Origin of the sequence: Vibrio panuliri (assembly GCF_009938205.1) — a bacterium.
GTDB classification, from domain to species: Bacteria; Pseudomonadota; Gammaproteobacteria; order Enterobacterales; family Vibrionaceae; genus Vibrio; species Vibrio panuliri.
The window spans coordinates 75,035-91,757 of record NZ_AP019655.1 but is presented as its reverse complement, the minus strand read 5'-3'; the positions used below and the strand labels follow the sequence as shown (position 1 = coordinate 91,757).

Annotated in this window: 13 protein-coding genes; 4 read left to right on the top strand and 9 right to left on the bottom strand. The window is 44.3% G+C overall.

Features of this window, described 5'->3' with window-relative positions:
• Window positions 1–27: 27 nt before the first annotated feature.
• The gene (locus GZK95_RS15335; protein ID WP_075716357.1) at window positions 28–1,002 is read right to left on the bottom strand and encodes an autoinducer 2 ABC transporter substrate-binding protein; all 975 of its coding nucleotides are present in this window, start codon (window positions 1,000–1,002) and stop codon (window positions 28–30) included.
• 540 nt (window positions 1,003–1,542) lie between these two features.
• Here GZK95_RS15335 and GZK95_RS15330 point away from each other — a divergent pair.
• Entirely contained in the window at window positions 1,543–2,859 is a 1,317-nt protein-coding gene (locus GZK95_RS15330) for a ferredoxin reductase family protein (protein WP_151148837.1), read from the top strand.
• 33 nt (window positions 2,860–2,892) lie between these two features.
• On the opposite strand, the gene GZK95_RS15325 is transcribed toward GZK95_RS15330, so the two are convergent.
• From GZK95_RS15325 to GZK95_RS15310, 4 genes are all read right to left on the bottom strand, one after another.
• The gene (locus GZK95_RS15325) at window positions 2,893–3,879 is read right to left on the bottom strand and encodes a cytochrome-c peroxidase (RefSeq protein ID WP_075705847.1); all 987 of its coding nucleotides are present in this window, start codon (window positions 3,877–3,879) and stop codon (window positions 2,893–2,895) included.
• Between the two features lie 329 nt (window positions 3,880–4,208).
• A complete protein-coding gene (locus GZK95_RS15320; protein WP_075716359.1) occupies window positions 4,209–4,748 on the bottom strand; it encodes a GNAT family N-acetyltransferase in 540 nt (179 codons plus the stop codon).
• Between the two features lie 28 nt (window positions 4,749–4,776).
• On the bottom strand, window positions 4,777–5,940 hold the full coding sequence (locus GZK95_RS15315; RefSeq protein ID WP_075716360.1) for a methyltransferase domain-containing protein: 1,164 nt from the start codon (window positions 5,938–5,940) through the stop codon (window positions 4,777–4,779).
• A gap of 144 nt (window positions 5,941–6,084) precedes the next feature.
• Window positions 6,085–7,563, bottom strand: coding sequence for a glutathione synthase (locus GZK95_RS15310; protein WP_075716361.1), 1,479 nt, complete (start codon window positions 7,561–7,563; stop codon window positions 6,085–6,087).
• A 340-nt stretch (window positions 7,564–7,903) separates the two neighbouring features.
• On the opposite strand from GZK95_RS15310, the gene GZK95_RS15305 reads away from it, so the two are divergent.
• A complete protein-coding gene (locus GZK95_RS15305; RefSeq protein WP_075714184.1) occupies window positions 7,904–8,653 on the top strand; it encodes a phosphatase in 750 nt (249 codons plus the stop codon).
• 49 nt (window positions 8,654–8,702) lie between these two features.
• On the opposite strand, the gene GZK95_RS15300 is transcribed toward GZK95_RS15305, so the two are convergent.
• The 4 genes from GZK95_RS15300 to GZK95_RS15285 form a co-directional block, all read right to left on the bottom strand.
• A complete protein-coding gene (locus tag GZK95_RS15300) occupies window positions 8,703–9,764 on the bottom strand; it encodes a DUF4056 domain-containing protein (RefSeq protein WP_075714182.1) in 1,062 nt (353 codons plus the stop codon).
• A 9-nt stretch (window positions 9,765–9,773) separates the two neighbouring features.
• A complete protein-coding gene (locus GZK95_RS15295) occupies window positions 9,774–10,904 on the bottom strand; it encodes a BamA/TamA family outer membrane protein (RefSeq protein ID WP_075714180.1) in 1,131 nt (376 codons plus the stop codon).
• Window positions 10,905–10,910: 6 nt separating this feature from the next.
• A complete protein-coding gene (locus GZK95_RS15290) occupies window positions 10,911–11,750 on the bottom strand; it encodes a hypothetical protein (RefSeq protein WP_075714178.1) in 840 nt (279 codons plus the stop codon).
• Between the two features lie 489 nt (window positions 11,751–12,239).
• Entirely contained in the window at window positions 12,240–12,665 is a 426-nt protein-coding gene (locus GZK95_RS15285; RefSeq protein ID WP_075714176.1) for a hypothetical protein, read from the bottom strand.
• Between the two features lie 535 nt (window positions 12,666–13,200).
• Between GZK95_RS15285 and GZK95_RS15280 the strand changes: the two genes are divergently transcribed.
• Together GZK95_RS15280 and GZK95_RS15275 are read left to right on the top strand one after the other, a co-directional pair.
• A complete protein-coding gene (locus GZK95_RS15280; protein ID WP_075714174.1) occupies window positions 13,201–14,526 on the top strand; it encodes a sensor domain-containing diguanylate cyclase in 1,326 nt (441 codons plus the stop codon).
• A gap of 279 nt (window positions 14,527–14,805) precedes the next feature.
• Complete coding sequence (locus GZK95_RS15275; protein WP_075714172.1) at window positions 14,806–16,701, top strand: PhoX family protein; 1,896 nt, start codon at window positions 14,806–14,808, stop codon at window positions 16,699–16,701.
• Window positions 16,702–16,723 lie beyond the last annotated feature (22 nt).

The following is a 16,723-nucleotide window of genomic DNA, read 5'->3' as shown; positions in this document are numbered from 1 at the left end:
CGCCCCAGTATTACTATTAGGTTTGGATTAGAAACCTAGCGCTTTTGCATTGGTTTTATCTACTTCTAGGATCTTATTGAACTTGATAACACGGTTTTGAGTGTCGATCTCTGCATCGCCAAGACCTGCTACTTTCACACCTTGCGCCACATCTTTGCCTTCCAGCATCTGCTTAGCAACCGCGACCATTGCATAACCTGCATCTGCAGGGTTCCATAGGAAGCCTTTGTCAATTTCACCACGCATTAGGTAAGGTGCAGCTTGGCTTGGCATCATGATGCCGACCACACTGATCTTATCTTTGGCGCGTTTTTTCTTAATCGCTTCACCAGCACCAATACCACCTAGTGAACCATAAGAGACGATACCGGCCATATCAGCATGAGCTTTCATTAGATCGTTGGTTGCTGCGTAAGACTGGTCAATACTCTCTGCGACAGGCATACGGCTAGTAACTTCGTACATCTCTGGGTACGTTTTCTTTTGGTAATCGATAGCTAGGTTCGCCCAGTTGTTGTGCAGCGGAACCGTAAGAGAACCAACGTATACTGCGTATCCGCCTTTCTCGCCCATATTTTTCGCCAGCTCATCCATGGTTGCTTTAGCATAAGCTTGGTTATCGATGGTCTCGATATCCCAATCTGCACCATGACCGTCTGGTGATTCGTGGGTCAATACGATGATGCCTTTCTCGCGAGCTTTCTTAAACACAGGCTCAAGAACCGTTACATCGTTTGGTACTACTGTTATCGCATCCACACCTTTAGCGATTAAGTCTTCAATAATTTTAACTTGCTGCGCAGGGTCTGGCGTTGAAGGACCAAGCTGACGCGCATTAACACCGAAATCTGTCGCGGCTTGCTCAATACCTTTATTCATTTGGTTGAACCATGGAATACCAGATACTTTAACTACGTTGACGATCTCGTAATCTTTGGCGTGGACACCGGCAGCGCTTAACGCTAATGTCAGTGCTGCAGCTTTCAGTAAGACCTTTTTCATCTTCATCAATCCTTTTAGCTATGGTTTTGTTATGTGTAGGGGTAAGGTGAATCGATGAAGAAATGGTAAGGCTGAAATTAAAATCCGATTGGAGAATCAGCTCATAAGCGTGATCTACGCACATTAATGATAAATTCAATAATAAATAAAGTTAACGCAACGTTAACTTGAAAGTGTTACGTAATTTAACCACCATCACCCGACACTTTTAGACTCATTTCATTCACATTAAATTAACCATCAATTAACGCAATCATATGCCACCATGGCATGCAATCGTTTTCCTCAGTAAAATCTGACTTATCTCGCGCTCAAAATTAAGCGCAATAAGATTTTGATCACCTTTTTTCCATAGCGACCCACTTTTGGAGCCTTTTTGGCAACCACTAATCAGCAACGAAGATCAAAACAGCCGAGCGATTTGTCATTTAATTTCAGAAATAAATCACACGCTCACCCTAAGCTTTACGTTGCTTTACATCCCTTGACTGCACCTTACATTCATCCAGATATAGTTTAAGCTCACTGGGAGCGCATGCTATGAACAAACTCTATCTATATACCGCAGCACTGATTGCGGCTTGCACACTTATCTGGCTTCAGGCCGAACCAAACCTTTTTAGCTACACCACGTTTATGCACTGGCGCAGTGCCTTAATCCAAGGTACTGGCATTATTTCATTACTCTTACTCACGCTCACTATGTTACTGGCTTTGCGCCTTCCCTTAATTGACAAGATGACTGCGGGGCTAGATAAGTCGTATCGGCTGCATAAGTGGCTTGCGATCTACGGGGTAATCATTGGGGCGATTCACTGGTTACTCGCCATCGTGCCCAAAAAATTGGTGCAATATGGTGTATTGGAACGCGGCAGCCATGCGCGTCCCCAACTCGATCCTGAGTCACTGCAAGCAATGATTATGAGCCTAAGGGGCGGTGCAAAGTCGATCGGTGAACTGGCTCTATACGCCTTTGTTGCGCTCACTCTTATCGCACTGTTTGCGCCTATCCAATACAAACGCTTCAAGCTAACCCATAAAGCCATGGCGATTGCTTTCGTCGTCATTGCTTACCATTCAGTGGTATTGATAAAACCAGCGTATTGGTCCAACTTAATCACGCCGATTACCATTTTACTTGCGTTGGTAGGGGTTGCTTGTGCGCTATGGAGCTTGCTGGGTAAAGTGGGGAAAACTCGCCGCTATCAAGGGAGTGTAACAACACTCGAATACGATCAAGTTAACCAAACCTATAAAATGCGCCTCGCCGTACCTCAATGGCCTGGGCATAATGCCGGACAATTTGCTTTTTTAACCATCAAAGGCGAAGAACCGCATCCATTTACCATCAGCTCCAACAGTAGTGAACCGTTTGTTGAGTTTACTATCAAAGCTCTAGGGGATTTTACCACTCATCTGCACCAACATGTCGCCACAGGTGATAACGTTGAAATTGAAGGGCCTTATGGTCACTTTGAATTTGCGGATAACCAACAGCAAGTATGGGTAGCAGGTGGAATTGGTATTGCGGCATTTAAAGCTCGACTGCAGCAACTCAAACAGCAAGATCATACTCAAACTGTCGATCTTTATTACTGTACACAAGCGCCTTCACCGCAGTTGGTCGCCGAGTTAGAGCGACTGGCAAAGCAAGCTAAGGTGCGTTTTCATCTGATAGATAATCGAACCATGCACTTTTTAACTATCGACAAAATCAAAAGCCAAATTGGAAGCCTAGATAATGTTAGCGTATGGTTTTGTGGCCCAACTGGATTTGGTCAAGCGCTAAAGCAGCAGTTGAAACAGCACCGATTCAATTTGAACCATTTTCATCACGAGTTGTTCAATTTTAGATAGAAAAAGGAGCTCATTGAGCTCCTTTACCAGTCGTTAAATGTTTGGTCGAGCAGTCTCATTACTCGATGGCGGTAAATGCGGTAGCGTCACTTGTGGTAAGTCACCCGTAAGTGAACGCAAGAATTCCGTGATCTTCTCAGACTCTTCTTGGGTCAATTTCTGACCCAGTTGCAAGTCTGCCATCATGGAAACCGCTTCTTGAAGATCCCATACAGAACCATCGTGGAAGTAGGGATAGGTCAACTCAATGTTACGCAGCGTTGGCACTTTAAACACGAACTTATCAAACTCATTGCCAGTAATCGCTTTACGACCAATATCAGGGTTATCTGTCGCAAACGGCTTCACTAACCCCATCTTCTGGTACATTTGACCACCCGCTAATGGTCCTGCATGACACGCTGTACACCCTTTTTCTTTAAACAGTTGATAACCTTCAACTTGAGCAACGGTTAACGCGCTGTCATCCCCTTTAAGCCATTGATCAAATGGCGCGTTGGGGGTGCGTAAGGTTTGCTCAAATACTGCTATCGCATCCGTGACTTCATCAATAGTAATGGTATCGACGCCATAAGTCTCTTTGAACCACTGACGGTATTGAGGGATAGACTGTAAGGTATCAATCGCTAATTGGTGGGTAAATGCCATTTCAAGCGGGTTAGCAATTGGACCTGCTGCTTGCTCTTGCAAATCCTTTGCTCGGCCATTCCAGAATTGGACAAAGTTTAAATCCGAGTTAAACACGGTGGGCGAGTTAATCGGACCAATTGCCCATTTATGACCAATGGATGTGGGTAAGTTATCTACCCCGCCTTTGGCGATGTTATGGCAAGAGTTACATGAAATGGTATTCGATGCCGATAAACGCGGTTCAAACCATAGGGTCTTACCGAGCTCAACTTTCTTAGCATCTAAACCCGTGATAGGTTCAATAATCTTAATGGGCTCTTGGGATTGACGCTCAGCATAAGCGCCAAACGAGAGAACCGACATTACACAAACTGCTATGATTGTTTTCATTGAGACTTCCTCTCTCAGAGATTTAACAAACCTCACTAACACGGCGTTTTTCTTAGTTGAAACGCTCTGGAACTCAAATTAAAGCAATCATTTAGGTGGTTAAAATGTAAAAAATCGATAAGGTTTATGGCAATAATCGATGTTAAAATTGATTAATATTTACACACCTCGCCATACCTAACGTGCCACTGCTTTGTTTACTTTTTATTTACAAAATTCACTAAAAATCAATCGAGCATTTGCTTGATTTATATCAATTCGACAATTTTAGAAATTAAAAAGGCGAGAGTGCTCTCCCGCCCTATCAAGTTCAGATTGTGAGTCTGTGATTACCAATATTTTTGCTCATTTAGAGCTGGCGCACATGCGGTTTCACTGTCGATAGCCGGTACCGCGCTGCCATCAAGCATTTGCGCCAACCACCCATGCGGATAGCTAAGCACTAATGGGGCTTTAACAAGTGCTTCTGAAATTTGTGTAAAGCCAACTTTTGAGTAAAAACTTGGATCACCATAGGTCAACACCAACTCGACGCCTTGCGCCTTAAGTGTATCTAAACCAAATTGAATTAGTTTTTGACCAACACCTTGGCCTTGTGTCGCAGTGGCGACGGCGGCTGGTGATAGCAAGTACGCATTGGTGTGATTGTCTTTAAAGTGGAACTTGGTGAAGATAACACAACCAAGCAAAACATCATCTTGGCTCGCACCCACGATCACCATTTCGTCACTGTCTGTTGTCACAACAAGTTGATTGGCTAACTCCCCGATCATCTCCCCTTCTTGCGCGCCTTCAGAATCACCGAAAGTCGCACGGAACAAATCTTGAATTTCGTCTTGTTGCGTTAAATCTAAAATAGAGTATTTCATTGTTTCTCTGTCTCACTATGAAAGCGGCTTAAGCTTTCACTAAAATAAACATTTGATAATCAAATTGCTGATTACGTTGCGCATAGTTCTCTAGCTCACGTTCAATAGCTTTTACTGCTTGAGAGTTAGGCATTTCGGCTTTAACGGCCGCCACCTGCTGAGCCAATGGTCGATAGTATTCATCCCATGCAGCATCGCTAATAGGGAAAGTATCAACCACTTGATAGCCTGCAGATTTGGCTTGAGCAATGCGCTCACTCACCGTGGTCATATCTGGGTACTCACTAGACCAAAACAGTTGACTGGCTTCGCTGGGTCTATCAGTCGCCCAAACCAAGTCGCTGACGACCAACACGCCACCATCCTTTAGCAAGTTTCGCCACTGCTTAAAGGCGTTGTTTACCCCCATGATGTATGCGCTACCCTCTGACCAGATCAAATCAAATGATTGCTCGGTAAAGGGTAAATCCGTCATGCTGGCACATTCAAATCTCACCTTATCAGCATAGTCATCAAACTTGGTTTGCAACTCATTAATCGCCTCTTGATCATTGTCGATAGCAGTAATTTGAGCTGAGGATTGCTCTGCCAATAACCGAGTGGCAATGCCCAATCCACAACCAATCTCTAGAATCGTTTTAGCGTCAATTGGCACTTTACCCAATGCGGTCAACGTATCGGCTTTCGAGCCGGGACCTCGTCTTTCAAGTACATCAAAAATGCGATAAAAGTCTGCCATATAGGTATCATGTGTATTCATATCTTTGGATAACCATCGTAAACGTTGCGCATCGGTCTCGCTGAACCCTTGCTTGATCAACCAATCAATGTGAGCATCCGGCGCAACTTTATCTAACATCTCATGCCAATCGGTTAATGGCTTTTCACCCAATAGCGCCGCCAGCAGATCGCGAGATTGTTGTTTCTGCGCAATCTCTTGATCGAGCTGTTTTAACCTTTCAGCCAATATCTGACGCTCAACTTTCGCTTCAAGGCAAGCTTTACACTCTTTGAGCGTCAAACCGCCACTTTGCAGTTGCTGAATCAAACGTAAACGTTGTAAGTCCATATCACTATAAGCGCGATAACCGTTGTCCATTCGCTTACCATTAATTAGCCCTAGTTTTTCGTAGTAGAGCAATGTGGTGCGAGATAAACCAACTAACTCACCAAGTTGGGAAATTCGATACATGCAAAGACCTTAAAGCAATGATTGTGCTGTCAGTATAGGCGCATCCTAAACTGTAGAGCTATAGACAGGTCAACGATTATTTTCTTCACCCACAAAAAAGCCGAGCTTAGCTCGGCTTCAATGACCACAATTCGGCAAAGTCGCTTAATCCACCAGCATGAGTGAATCCAAAATCCCTTTCCCGCTATGAATACCCCCTTCGTTTTCACTCGCGGGTTTACTGCGAATCAAATACCCCGCATAGCCCGAAAAATCAGTTACCGGTTTCCCTTGGTAATGAGCTGTAAATAGCCCAATCTCACTGATCAAATCAGTCACAATGGTTTGCTTGGCATCTCGTATCGCAATCGTTGGTGTTTCACGCTCATGGGGATAGAGACGTTGCATCAATGCCCATGCGTCATATTCATTTTGTTCTAACTGGGCAAGTTTAGGGCTAATTTCATCGCCAAAGATACAATGCCCACCACCTTCTCCTTGGTTTTTTAGCACCCACTGATGCTTATCAGCATGGCGGTTAAACCATTCGATATTCGCCAAATTCACCGGTTTCATTTCAGCTAAAACACTTTTTATCTGTTGTGCTTCTTCAAAGGTTAACCCCCAACGTAGATATTGCTCAGCAGGCATCATCGTCAACACCATTTGCATTGATTTGCTGGTTGCCAGTTGCTGGCTAATCGTGGCGTTCATCGCAACATAATGCTGTTCAATAAACACTCGGGTTTGGCTTAATGTATGACAGCACTGAGGTTCAACAATCTCAGCGTCACAATAATCCGAATGCTGATAGCCAGCACGCAAATAAACCGCATCAATGGCACCTACATCCTCAAGGACTAGCCGTTGGTTGTCACCACTTGATAACTGTCGGCTTAATTGAGCAAAGGTGCGGCGCACGGTTCTGATGCCAATGTTCTGCAAAGCCACTTCCAGCAAATGTTGATCGTAGACGTTGTCTTCATTCGGTTGCACCACCATCAAAAATGTCGGTTTGCCTTGATCACCAAACTGCTGTTTCACCTGCTTTGCCGCAGTTGCAATGCCCAAGGCAAGCTGCTCCATACCAAAGTTATCAGCGGGTGTGGCAGAAGATGTTACTGACCATTGTTGATACTGCGTAGGCCACTGCTGTTCAATATAACGATGCAATTGTGTCGCACGCTGGCCAAAAGGGGCCATTCCAGCCGCAATACCATTAAACTCAATCACTTTGGCACCCAGTTCTCTGTCATCCATAAAATCCGTACGCATCAACAGCAACGGCTGTCGCACTGACGGTAGGCGGGCGTTTTTATCGCCATGTAACTGGTGATGCATCGACATCAATAAGCTGAAAAATGGGTCGGCTTGCGACATTTTCTGCAAACTATCTTGCAAAAAATCATGATCTTCTGACACCGCACTAATCAACTTAGCAATTAACGGGGTGACCTTTAGCAAATGTTGATACATATGGCGCTCTAATGTGGTTGGCGCAATACTGAATGGACAGTGTCTGGCCGTATTATCTGACTGTTTAAACGCGACGCCATGCATCATTGCCCATTCAGAGACATCTTCAATCAACTGTTGAGAAAGCAAAGGTTTAATCTGTTGCAAAGTATCAGGGGTATTTTTCATCGGTTTAACTTACACAAAATTTGTTATCTACCAAATAAGACGAACAAAGCGCAAAAAAGACGACGGGAGTTTAAAAATTTTTTCTCACGCTGAATAGCAAATTCGTACCTATCTAATCTGTGATGAAAGAGGAAATGATCAATTCGATAATTGACCTCTTTTTTGGTTGAGAATACCTTGCAAGCTTGTGAGTTAAATCGCAGAATAATTGCACATTTTAAGTGGTTATACTCCGAGCTCACGGAGACGCTCGAGTATATTCTTTGCAATTGCTCGCAGATGTCTGCCACAGACCCATCGTCATTGCGAGTCGTTGCCTTGCAAATTTCGGGAGGTAAGAATGAACATTGTGGTCGATACTCACACCCACACACTCGCGAGTGGTCACGCCTATAGCACTATTATGGAAAACGCTGCGGCTGCGCAACGCAAAGGGCTGCAACTCCTCTGCAACACCGACCACGCTCCGAAGATGCCAGGCGCGCCACACTATTGGTTCTTCCATAATCAAATTGTTTTGCCTCGTTTTCTGCACGAGGTGGGGATCATTCGCGGCGTTGAAGCCAATACGCTCAACACCCAAGGTGAAATCGATCTATTTGATGACTCATTTAAGTACTTAGATTGGATCATGGCGAGTTTCCATGAGCCAGTATTTCGCCCTGCAAGCGAAAAAGAGCATACCGAAGCGCTGCTTAACGTTATTAAAAACGGCAAAGTCGATGCTCTCGGTCATTTAGGCAACCCTAATTTCAAGTTCGATATCGAAACTGTGCTGCAATGCGCCAAAGAGCATAACGTAGCGATTGAGGTCAATAACTCCTCTTTAACAGGTCGAAGCCGCATCGGTAGTGATGTTCGTTGTGACGAAATTGTCCGAATCGGCAAAGAGATCGGTGTCTATTTCACCACCGGCTCGGATGCTCACTTCTGTGAAGACATTGCCAACCTTGACCATGCAATCACTCTGCTCGATAAATACCAAGTCGAACCAGAGAAGGTGATCACATCCACCACAAGCCGTTTCTTAAATTTCTTACTCTTACGCGGCAAACCACGCATTGTAGAGTTTGAGCACTTATATTCCTAAACCTTGTGATGCGAATTTCAGCGAGACGCTAAGGGCAGTAATTCCACTTCTATCGATGTGGATGTGTTTCTCGGTCGCTCTCGCGAGCAAAATCGGCCATGGTTTGAAACTGATCTGCACGCCAAATGGGCATTTGTGTTAAGTGCTCTGGCAATTGAGAAAATGCACGCTCTTGTTTGTCGGCGTGCAGTTCCAACTCAACCCAATCTTCTATCGCATCGTTATTGGCAAAATTTGGCGCCAGACTAAGCACATGGCTTGATGTTGGATAGTTAGGTTTTAGTGCCAACCCTAAATGATAATCTCGATATAGCACCACCCACTTATCTGGTAGGCGACGACTGCTATCCCACCAAACACCATCAAGTTGCGACATTTTTTCTCTTGTTACCGATTTAGGCTGGACCTTTAACGCTTGCAGAGCTTGGTGAAAAGCATGGTCCATCGCTTGCTCAAAACCCTCTTCACACACTTCTGGTTGCTCAAGCAATATGTCGCGAGCAAGTTGAGCACCCAGCATATTGGAGTAGAGATCTTCAGAGGAAAATGCTGAGGCGTACTCTTTAAAGCCACTCACCGAAACCATGCCAAACCACTGAGCAATCTCATGCCACTGAGCCAAGCGATAAGCGGTAAGCGCCGCCGCCTTGGCACTATATTCAATTTGCTCTTGCGGGGTGAGTGCCGCCGGTTGTGAATGCCAACGAATGGTGCGAATGCGAAGTTCTGCTGGCAAGTCAACTTGAGCAGACTGCCCCAGGTGTTGCTGATTAAGATGGAACAAATAGTAAGTATAATCGGCCGTATCACGTACATGCGCGGTATCGATAAAGCCACCCAATTGAGTGAAGATTATGCCGTTTACCTCATCGTTAAAACCAAGCAAACTGCCAGAGACTGACTCACTACCATCATTGTATTTGTGCTCGCCAATTTCATCCGCGGCTAAGATGTTTTCGAGAGAGAAAAAGGGAACAGGAACTCGTCCAAGCTGGGCTTTAAGATCCATGCCAAACGCACAACATGGCCTCACACCAACAGGTGCTTGTAGCTCTTCAGCATAAACACCAAAACTGGCTAAACTGAGTAAGATAACTGCTAACTTTTTCATCCTCTCCCCTTAGAATGCTTCGTTTATTTGAAAATAAAACCCCGTGCTATCTTGGCCTACTGCCAAATCTACGCGCACATTAATGCGCGCTTTAAATGCAAAACGATACCCGACGCCCACTGAAGGCAACCAGTCCGTTTCAAATAATTGGCTATAAGATGGCGCCACATTACCCATGCCGAGCCAAGCGACCATACCGTGACGACCAGAAAAGGTATGTCTCACTTCTACTTGAGTAGAGAGTTGATGTTTGTCGCGATACTGGCCTTGGTAATAGCCTCGCATCCGCTGGTCATCCCCCAATTGGGCGTAGTCAAACCACGGCGCATCGCCAATAATCGATTGCGAGTAAACTTCCATTGCGATGATGGTTGAGTCAGACCAAGGTTGGTAATGACGTAGATTGGCAATCACGTTGTCGTAATCACTATCGCTGCCAAAACTGTCTCGATTCGCAATCCACTCAAAATCAATAAACTGCCCATGCATAGGGTTAGGTTCGAAATCTCGTGTATCGTATTCAAAACCCAAAACACTACCACTGGCTGTTGCGTCTACCAGCTCGACAGGAAGCACATCACCATCAACACCCTTAACCTCGCTGTATGACTGCCATTGCCAACCGGCTTTAAGGTAAGTGTTTGGCAAGACTTCAAAAGCAATCTTGGGATTGACCTGTAAACGGCGTGCTTCATATTGCACTTTGTACTGATCGTTTTCTGCCGATGCGCTGCCAATACCCCAGTAATAACCGGGTGTATGACTAATCCACGCTTCACCAAGTAGACGAACTTTGTCATTATCTAAATAAGTACGGTTATTGACACCCAAGCCATACGAGCCTGAAGTTGAGGCGTATGACGTCACAGTTAGCGTCGAATATGGGTCGCCTTTTTGCCAATCGTACGGAGTGTAAAGACCGACAGCAGCCACACCGATGCCAAACCCTTGTTCAGGGTTAACAAATGGACCTGGCAATACCCCCCAATCGATCAGTTTGGACTCATCTACCGTCTCGCTTGAACCGAGCTGGGTTAATAGCTTATCCACCCAGCCAGATTCTTCGCTCTCTTGAGCAAATACGTTTGGTGATACAAGTAGGGCCGAATAAGCGACAATAGACAAACGTTTCAATATCATCGCTCCTTAGAAACGATAATCGAGCGAGAAGAACAAACTTTGGCGGTCACCAAAGCCCATCTCGCCGAGCAAATACCAACTCTCGTTCACTTGGTATTGCATACCAGCAATCGTATTCCATTCCGAAGCAAGACGCTGCTTAACATCAAACCTAGCATCGTCAGGAATGATGTTTGCTAATGCTGGTGGTAGAGGTAAATCAGACAACGAGCCAGACAGTTGTTGCTCTACATCTTGATACATAGCACCGACCCAAAGCCTTAGCGGCACACCATTGCGATGGAAGTCATAACCAATTCGAGGAGAAACCACATAAGCATCAATAGCACCGTCAATCACGGTTAGATTCGTTTGGGTATAGCTCGCATCAACCAAAGCGAACCATTGTTCATAGCCACCAGCCAACACAAAGCCAGCCCCTTTGATGTCACCATCGAGATCCAGACGAAAGCTATCAATTCTGCGGTTAATCGACCCCAAAAAACCAAGGTCTACTTCAACATTAACGGCAGTCTCTGAGTAACCTTCCAGTTTACCAACCAAACCGTAGACATTAAGAAAAGGAAACAACCAAACATCCGCACGTAAAGTCACAACGTCGGTAACCTGTTTTCCCGGCTCAGCCTTCATTTCAATTGGCAGCCAATCCAATCCTTTTAACGCGATTGAATCAACATTGATTCCTTGCTCCATGCTCATATAGCTCAAGTTAAGCCCAAATGCTTTTGGCAACTCATAGCCAAGCGCTTCCGCCTCATCTTTCCAAATAGGCAAAGTAAAAGAGTCAGCACTTACCGCACTGGCAAAAAAGCAAGACGTAGCAAGCAGCAAAGAAGGTAATTTCATTCGTTAATGTCGTTATATAAGGTGCTCAGTGCTCAGCCATCTGAGCTTGATCTGAAGTCACACCCAGAGTTTTATACAAGCTTTATCACGACGATAAAGCACCACTGCATTGTGTGAGAGACGGTGTGAACTGTTGATATTTTAATCCGTCTCACTTGAGAGATCGGAATAATATCTTGCGATTAACAAAAAGTAAACTAGTGAGTTTACCAAAAGAAATCAAACCTTATAATTGGTGCTTTTCATACTTGACAGGTTTAGATTAAATAAAATTAAAATCAGCAACTTAAGTTAAAATAAACGCGATAAAATCGGATATAACTTAACACCCTGTTTTAGCCAATTTTTGCTAATTTTACCTTTTGAAGAATGATGTACGGTTCTGTAAAAAATGACCTAAGAAAAAACAATCCGTCACCATGAGTAAAAGCAAAAAAAAAGCCTGCAAGCTTTCACCTGCAGGCCTATCTTTTTGTTATTTTTATGCGCTTACATCACACACTCTTGAGCCGCTTTGGCTTTCTCTATGCCTTTCTCGATCACCGACTGTGTTTCTTGGCTACCAATTGCGCTTAACACTTTATCCAGTAACTTTTCTGCCGTGGACTCAGACGTGGCATCTATCAAGCAGTTATAAGTGTTGGCGATCTTATCTTGAACCTTGTTCAACGCCTCAGGGTTAGCAAAATCGGCATGCATTGCGTCTTCAACAGACTCGGCAAACTCTTTGGCTGAATCTGTCGCATCACCAAACTGCTCTAGGTTGAGTTTGCTCGTATCAAACGATTCCATTTTCTCTTGGAGGCTATCAACGGCACTATTGGCCGCTTCTTGCGCTTGATCAATCGCCTTGGTGGCATCTTCGCAGCCAGAAAGCGCAGCGACCAATGCTAACGCTGTAACTAATTTTTTCATTACTTAACCTTAAAGCTGATTCTCTTTGTTCTCGATGTATCATAAAGCAAGACTCTCACACAGAAAACATTCGTCCCACATAATCAAAACTGTTCTTGGCGAACACGACTTTGACTCCTGTATCTAAAAGTGAATCAAATTCTCAATAATGAGACCACTCTCAGATTTAAATTTATAAATTACAACAACTTACACTCCCTCGTATAAAAATCACTCACAAACCATTGATTAAAAAGCGATAAATCTGCTCTGAGAATTTAATTTTTCCGTTTCGATCAAAATTTTTAATTAAGAGTTTCGATCGTCTCGATCAATCTATTCGATCGATAAATGGAGTTGCCGCACTAATAAAAAATTTTAATCATCACAATTGTATTTATAATAGAACGGTGATTATTTATGCGTATAATTTGTCTTTCTAAAAATACAGCGAAAAACCCAAAGACGAATTCTAAAGAGAAATACATCATCAACATGGATCGTTGTAATAAGGTAGGGATAAAAGAGATTACAAAATTAGCTGGGGAACAAGCAATTGACCAGAACAATAAAAATAATAACAGTTATATCAATAATAACTATTACTGAGTTGCTTGCTATAAAACTGAACGCCCTAGAACACGAAGAACGCGCAACTCGTATTGTCCACAAACTCAATAAAGAGATAAAAGCCACCTTTGATGACGCTCTCATTACTTCAGAAGTGCTTAAAGAGATGGTTTTACTGTCAACAGACCGCACCTTCAGTCAGCAACAGTTTGATCAGTTAAGTAAAAAGTTATTATCCACTTACACAAATGTCGATGCGTTACTTTACTTACCTAAAGGTATCGTTAAGTACGCATCCCCCTATGTAGAACACAAGCTTGCGATTGGGCATAACGTTTTACTCGACATTAGACGAAAACGTGGTGCTGACGAATCAATTCACCATAAAAAAACGACAATTATTGGCCCTGTTACATTGGTCCAAAATGAACGCCAAGCATTTATCTTACGTAAAGGTATTACAGATGACTCAGAGTTTATCGGCTTCTCTTCATCAATCGTTTATTTAGACACGATTTTGGACATTGTGGAAAAGTCATTAGACGAAAGCGATATAAACCAATACTCAATAGTCGGCTATAACCCAGACAGCGATACCCAAGAAGATAAGGTAATTGCTAACAAAGGAAATGCAACTAAGTATTCTCACCATGGTGTGATAAACCTATATAACACAAAATGGGACATTTATATCTTCACCAATAATGGTAACTTTGCGTCTCGGCTGGTGATATTTGCCGCCTTGTCATTGTTAGCAATGCTTGTTTGGGCTGCAATCACGTACTTTCGCAGGTTCCAAGCTGCAGAAAGACAGCGTCACGACTTACAACATGAAGCCCACTGTGACTTTCTCACAGGCTTACTTAATCGACGTGGGTTTGAGTATAGGTTTAACTTACTAAAAGAGAAGAACACCTCAGGATCAATTGCCATTTTTGATATCGATTTTTTCAAAAATATCAATGATTCTTATGGTCACGACATCGGCGATGCGGTGCTAGTACAATTTACCAAGTTGTGTGCAGCCCACACCACAAGTGAATTCATTCTATCTAGAACTGGTGGTGAAGAATTTATGTTGCTCATGCCAGATCTAAACCAATATCAAGCAAAGGAAATCTGTGAAAAACTTCGAATTGCAGTAGAAAAAGCCCCTTTCTTCATCAAACACCTTAATATCAATATTACGGTGAGTATTGGTATATCCAATTTTGCCAGCAATGACAAAATGGAGACGGCATTGAGCTATGCTGATGACGCACTCTACCAAGCAAAGAAAAACGGCCGTAATCAAGTGTGTATCTATGCATAATTGAAGATGCTCCTAGTTGTGGACTCTCTCAGGCGTCAGACGACCTCTCTAACCTGTCAGAGTCTCAACAGCAAATGCTCAACTTCTTTAACGTTAAATAAAACCAAATAGAGAGAAGCGCCTGACGATGGCGCTTTTCTCTCGTGATATCGAGCCACCATCGCAGTCATATTTTTGTTAAAAACTTGTAATTAATTCGTCATATTCCACTCGCATCATACGCCTCTGATAACAATAACCTCTACCCTATTGGGTAACAGCCAAAAGGATGTCAATGCGATGCGCGCGAAGCCAACCCCAGATCAACGCCCTCTTGAACACGAACCTGAATTTAACCAATTTGTTGAGGCGGCAATGTCAAGACGCCGCTTCTTACAAGTCACGGGAGCAGCGGGCACCGTTGGCTTTTTTGCCTCCAGTTCAATCAGTCAAGCAATAGCAAAGAGTCTTCCGAGTCAATCCAACTTACTGGGTTTTGAAGGTATCGCGATTTCTACCGCTGACAACATTGAAGTGCCATCAGGCTATCAAGCTGATGTACTTATCTCATGGGGAGATGCGGTTGTTAAAGGCGCTCCCGAGTTTGCGCAAAACAACAACGCCGCGGCTCAAGCCATGCAGTTCGGCGATAATAACGATGGCATGAGTTTCTTCCCAATATCCGAGCAACGTGCGGTGCTCGTGGTTAATAACGAATACACCAACAATGAGTACCTTTATCCTCATCAAGGAGAGCAAATTACCGCTGATGATGCTCTTAAAGCGCAAGCTGCACATGGCGTATCCATTGTTGAGCTGAGCAAACTCGACGGTAAATGGCAGGTCAATGTAGAGGGGCGTCTCAATCGTCGCATCACCGCCAATACAGAAATGGATATATCAGGTGTGGCTGCTGGCCATCCTCAACTTAAAACCAAAGCCGATCCTTCTGGCAAGCGAGTACTCGGCACTTTTAACAACTGCGCCAACGGGCAAACCCCATGGGGCACCTATCTTACCTGTGAAGAGAATTTCAACGGATACTTTGCCAATACCGCTGAAACAGAACTGGGTGACACCTACGCTCGCTACGGTTTGAATAACACCGATCGCGGCTATGATTGGTATAAACATCAAGCGCGATTTGATATTGCCAAAGAACCCAACGAGCCGCACCGCCATGGGTGGGTAGTTGAAATTGACCCAATGAACCCCAACTCGACACCTAAAAAACGCACCGCTCTTGGGCGCTTTAAACACGAGAATGCAGCACTGACGATTAACTCAGACGGGCATGTTGTCGTTTATCTCGGTGATGATGAACGTGGCGAACACTTATATAAGTTTGTCTCAAAGAACCAATACCGACCGGGAGCCGATTCTAATCGTGATCTACTCGAAGAGGGCACGCTGTATGTGGCTCAGTTTACTGGTACAGAGGGAGAGTTAAAGGGCCAAGGTCAGTGGCTAGAACTTACTTGGGGGAAAAATGGTCTAACACCTGAAAACGGCTTTCCAGATCAAGCATCGGTACTGATTTTTGCTCGTCTTGCAGCAACACAAGTTGGCGCAACCACCATGGACCGACCTGAATGGGTAGCGGTTCACCCAGACAATCAATCGGTGTTTTGCACCCTTACCAACAACAAGCACCGAGGCGTTAAAGAGTCACAACCACTCAATGTGGTCAATCCTCGTGAAACGAACCCTTATGGTCATATTGTTCGTTGGCGTCCTAGCCAAGGCAATCACCGCTCAGACTCTTTCGAGTGGGATATCTATGTATTGGCTGGCAACCCAGAAGTTCATCCAACGAGCCTAATGGCAGGCAGTCACAACATCCATAAAGACAATATGTTTAATAGCCCTGATGGCATCGGCTTCGATAAAGCGGGTCGTTTGTGGATCCAAACGGATGGCAAATACTCCAATGAGGGTGACTTTGCAGGTATGGGGAACAACCAGATGCTCTGTAGCGACCCAAAGACTGGCGAAATCCGTCGATTCTTAACCGGCCCCATTGCTTGCGAAATTACCGGTTTGACCTTCTCACCAGATTACAAAACCATGTTCGTCGGCGTCCAGCACCCAGGGGAAGACCTTGCACCTTCTCACTTTCCTCAAGGGGGAAATGCCATTCCACGCTCCTCGGTTATTATGATCACCCGTAAAGATGGCGGTATTATTGGCGCATAACAATCACGCACTCACCCCAAAA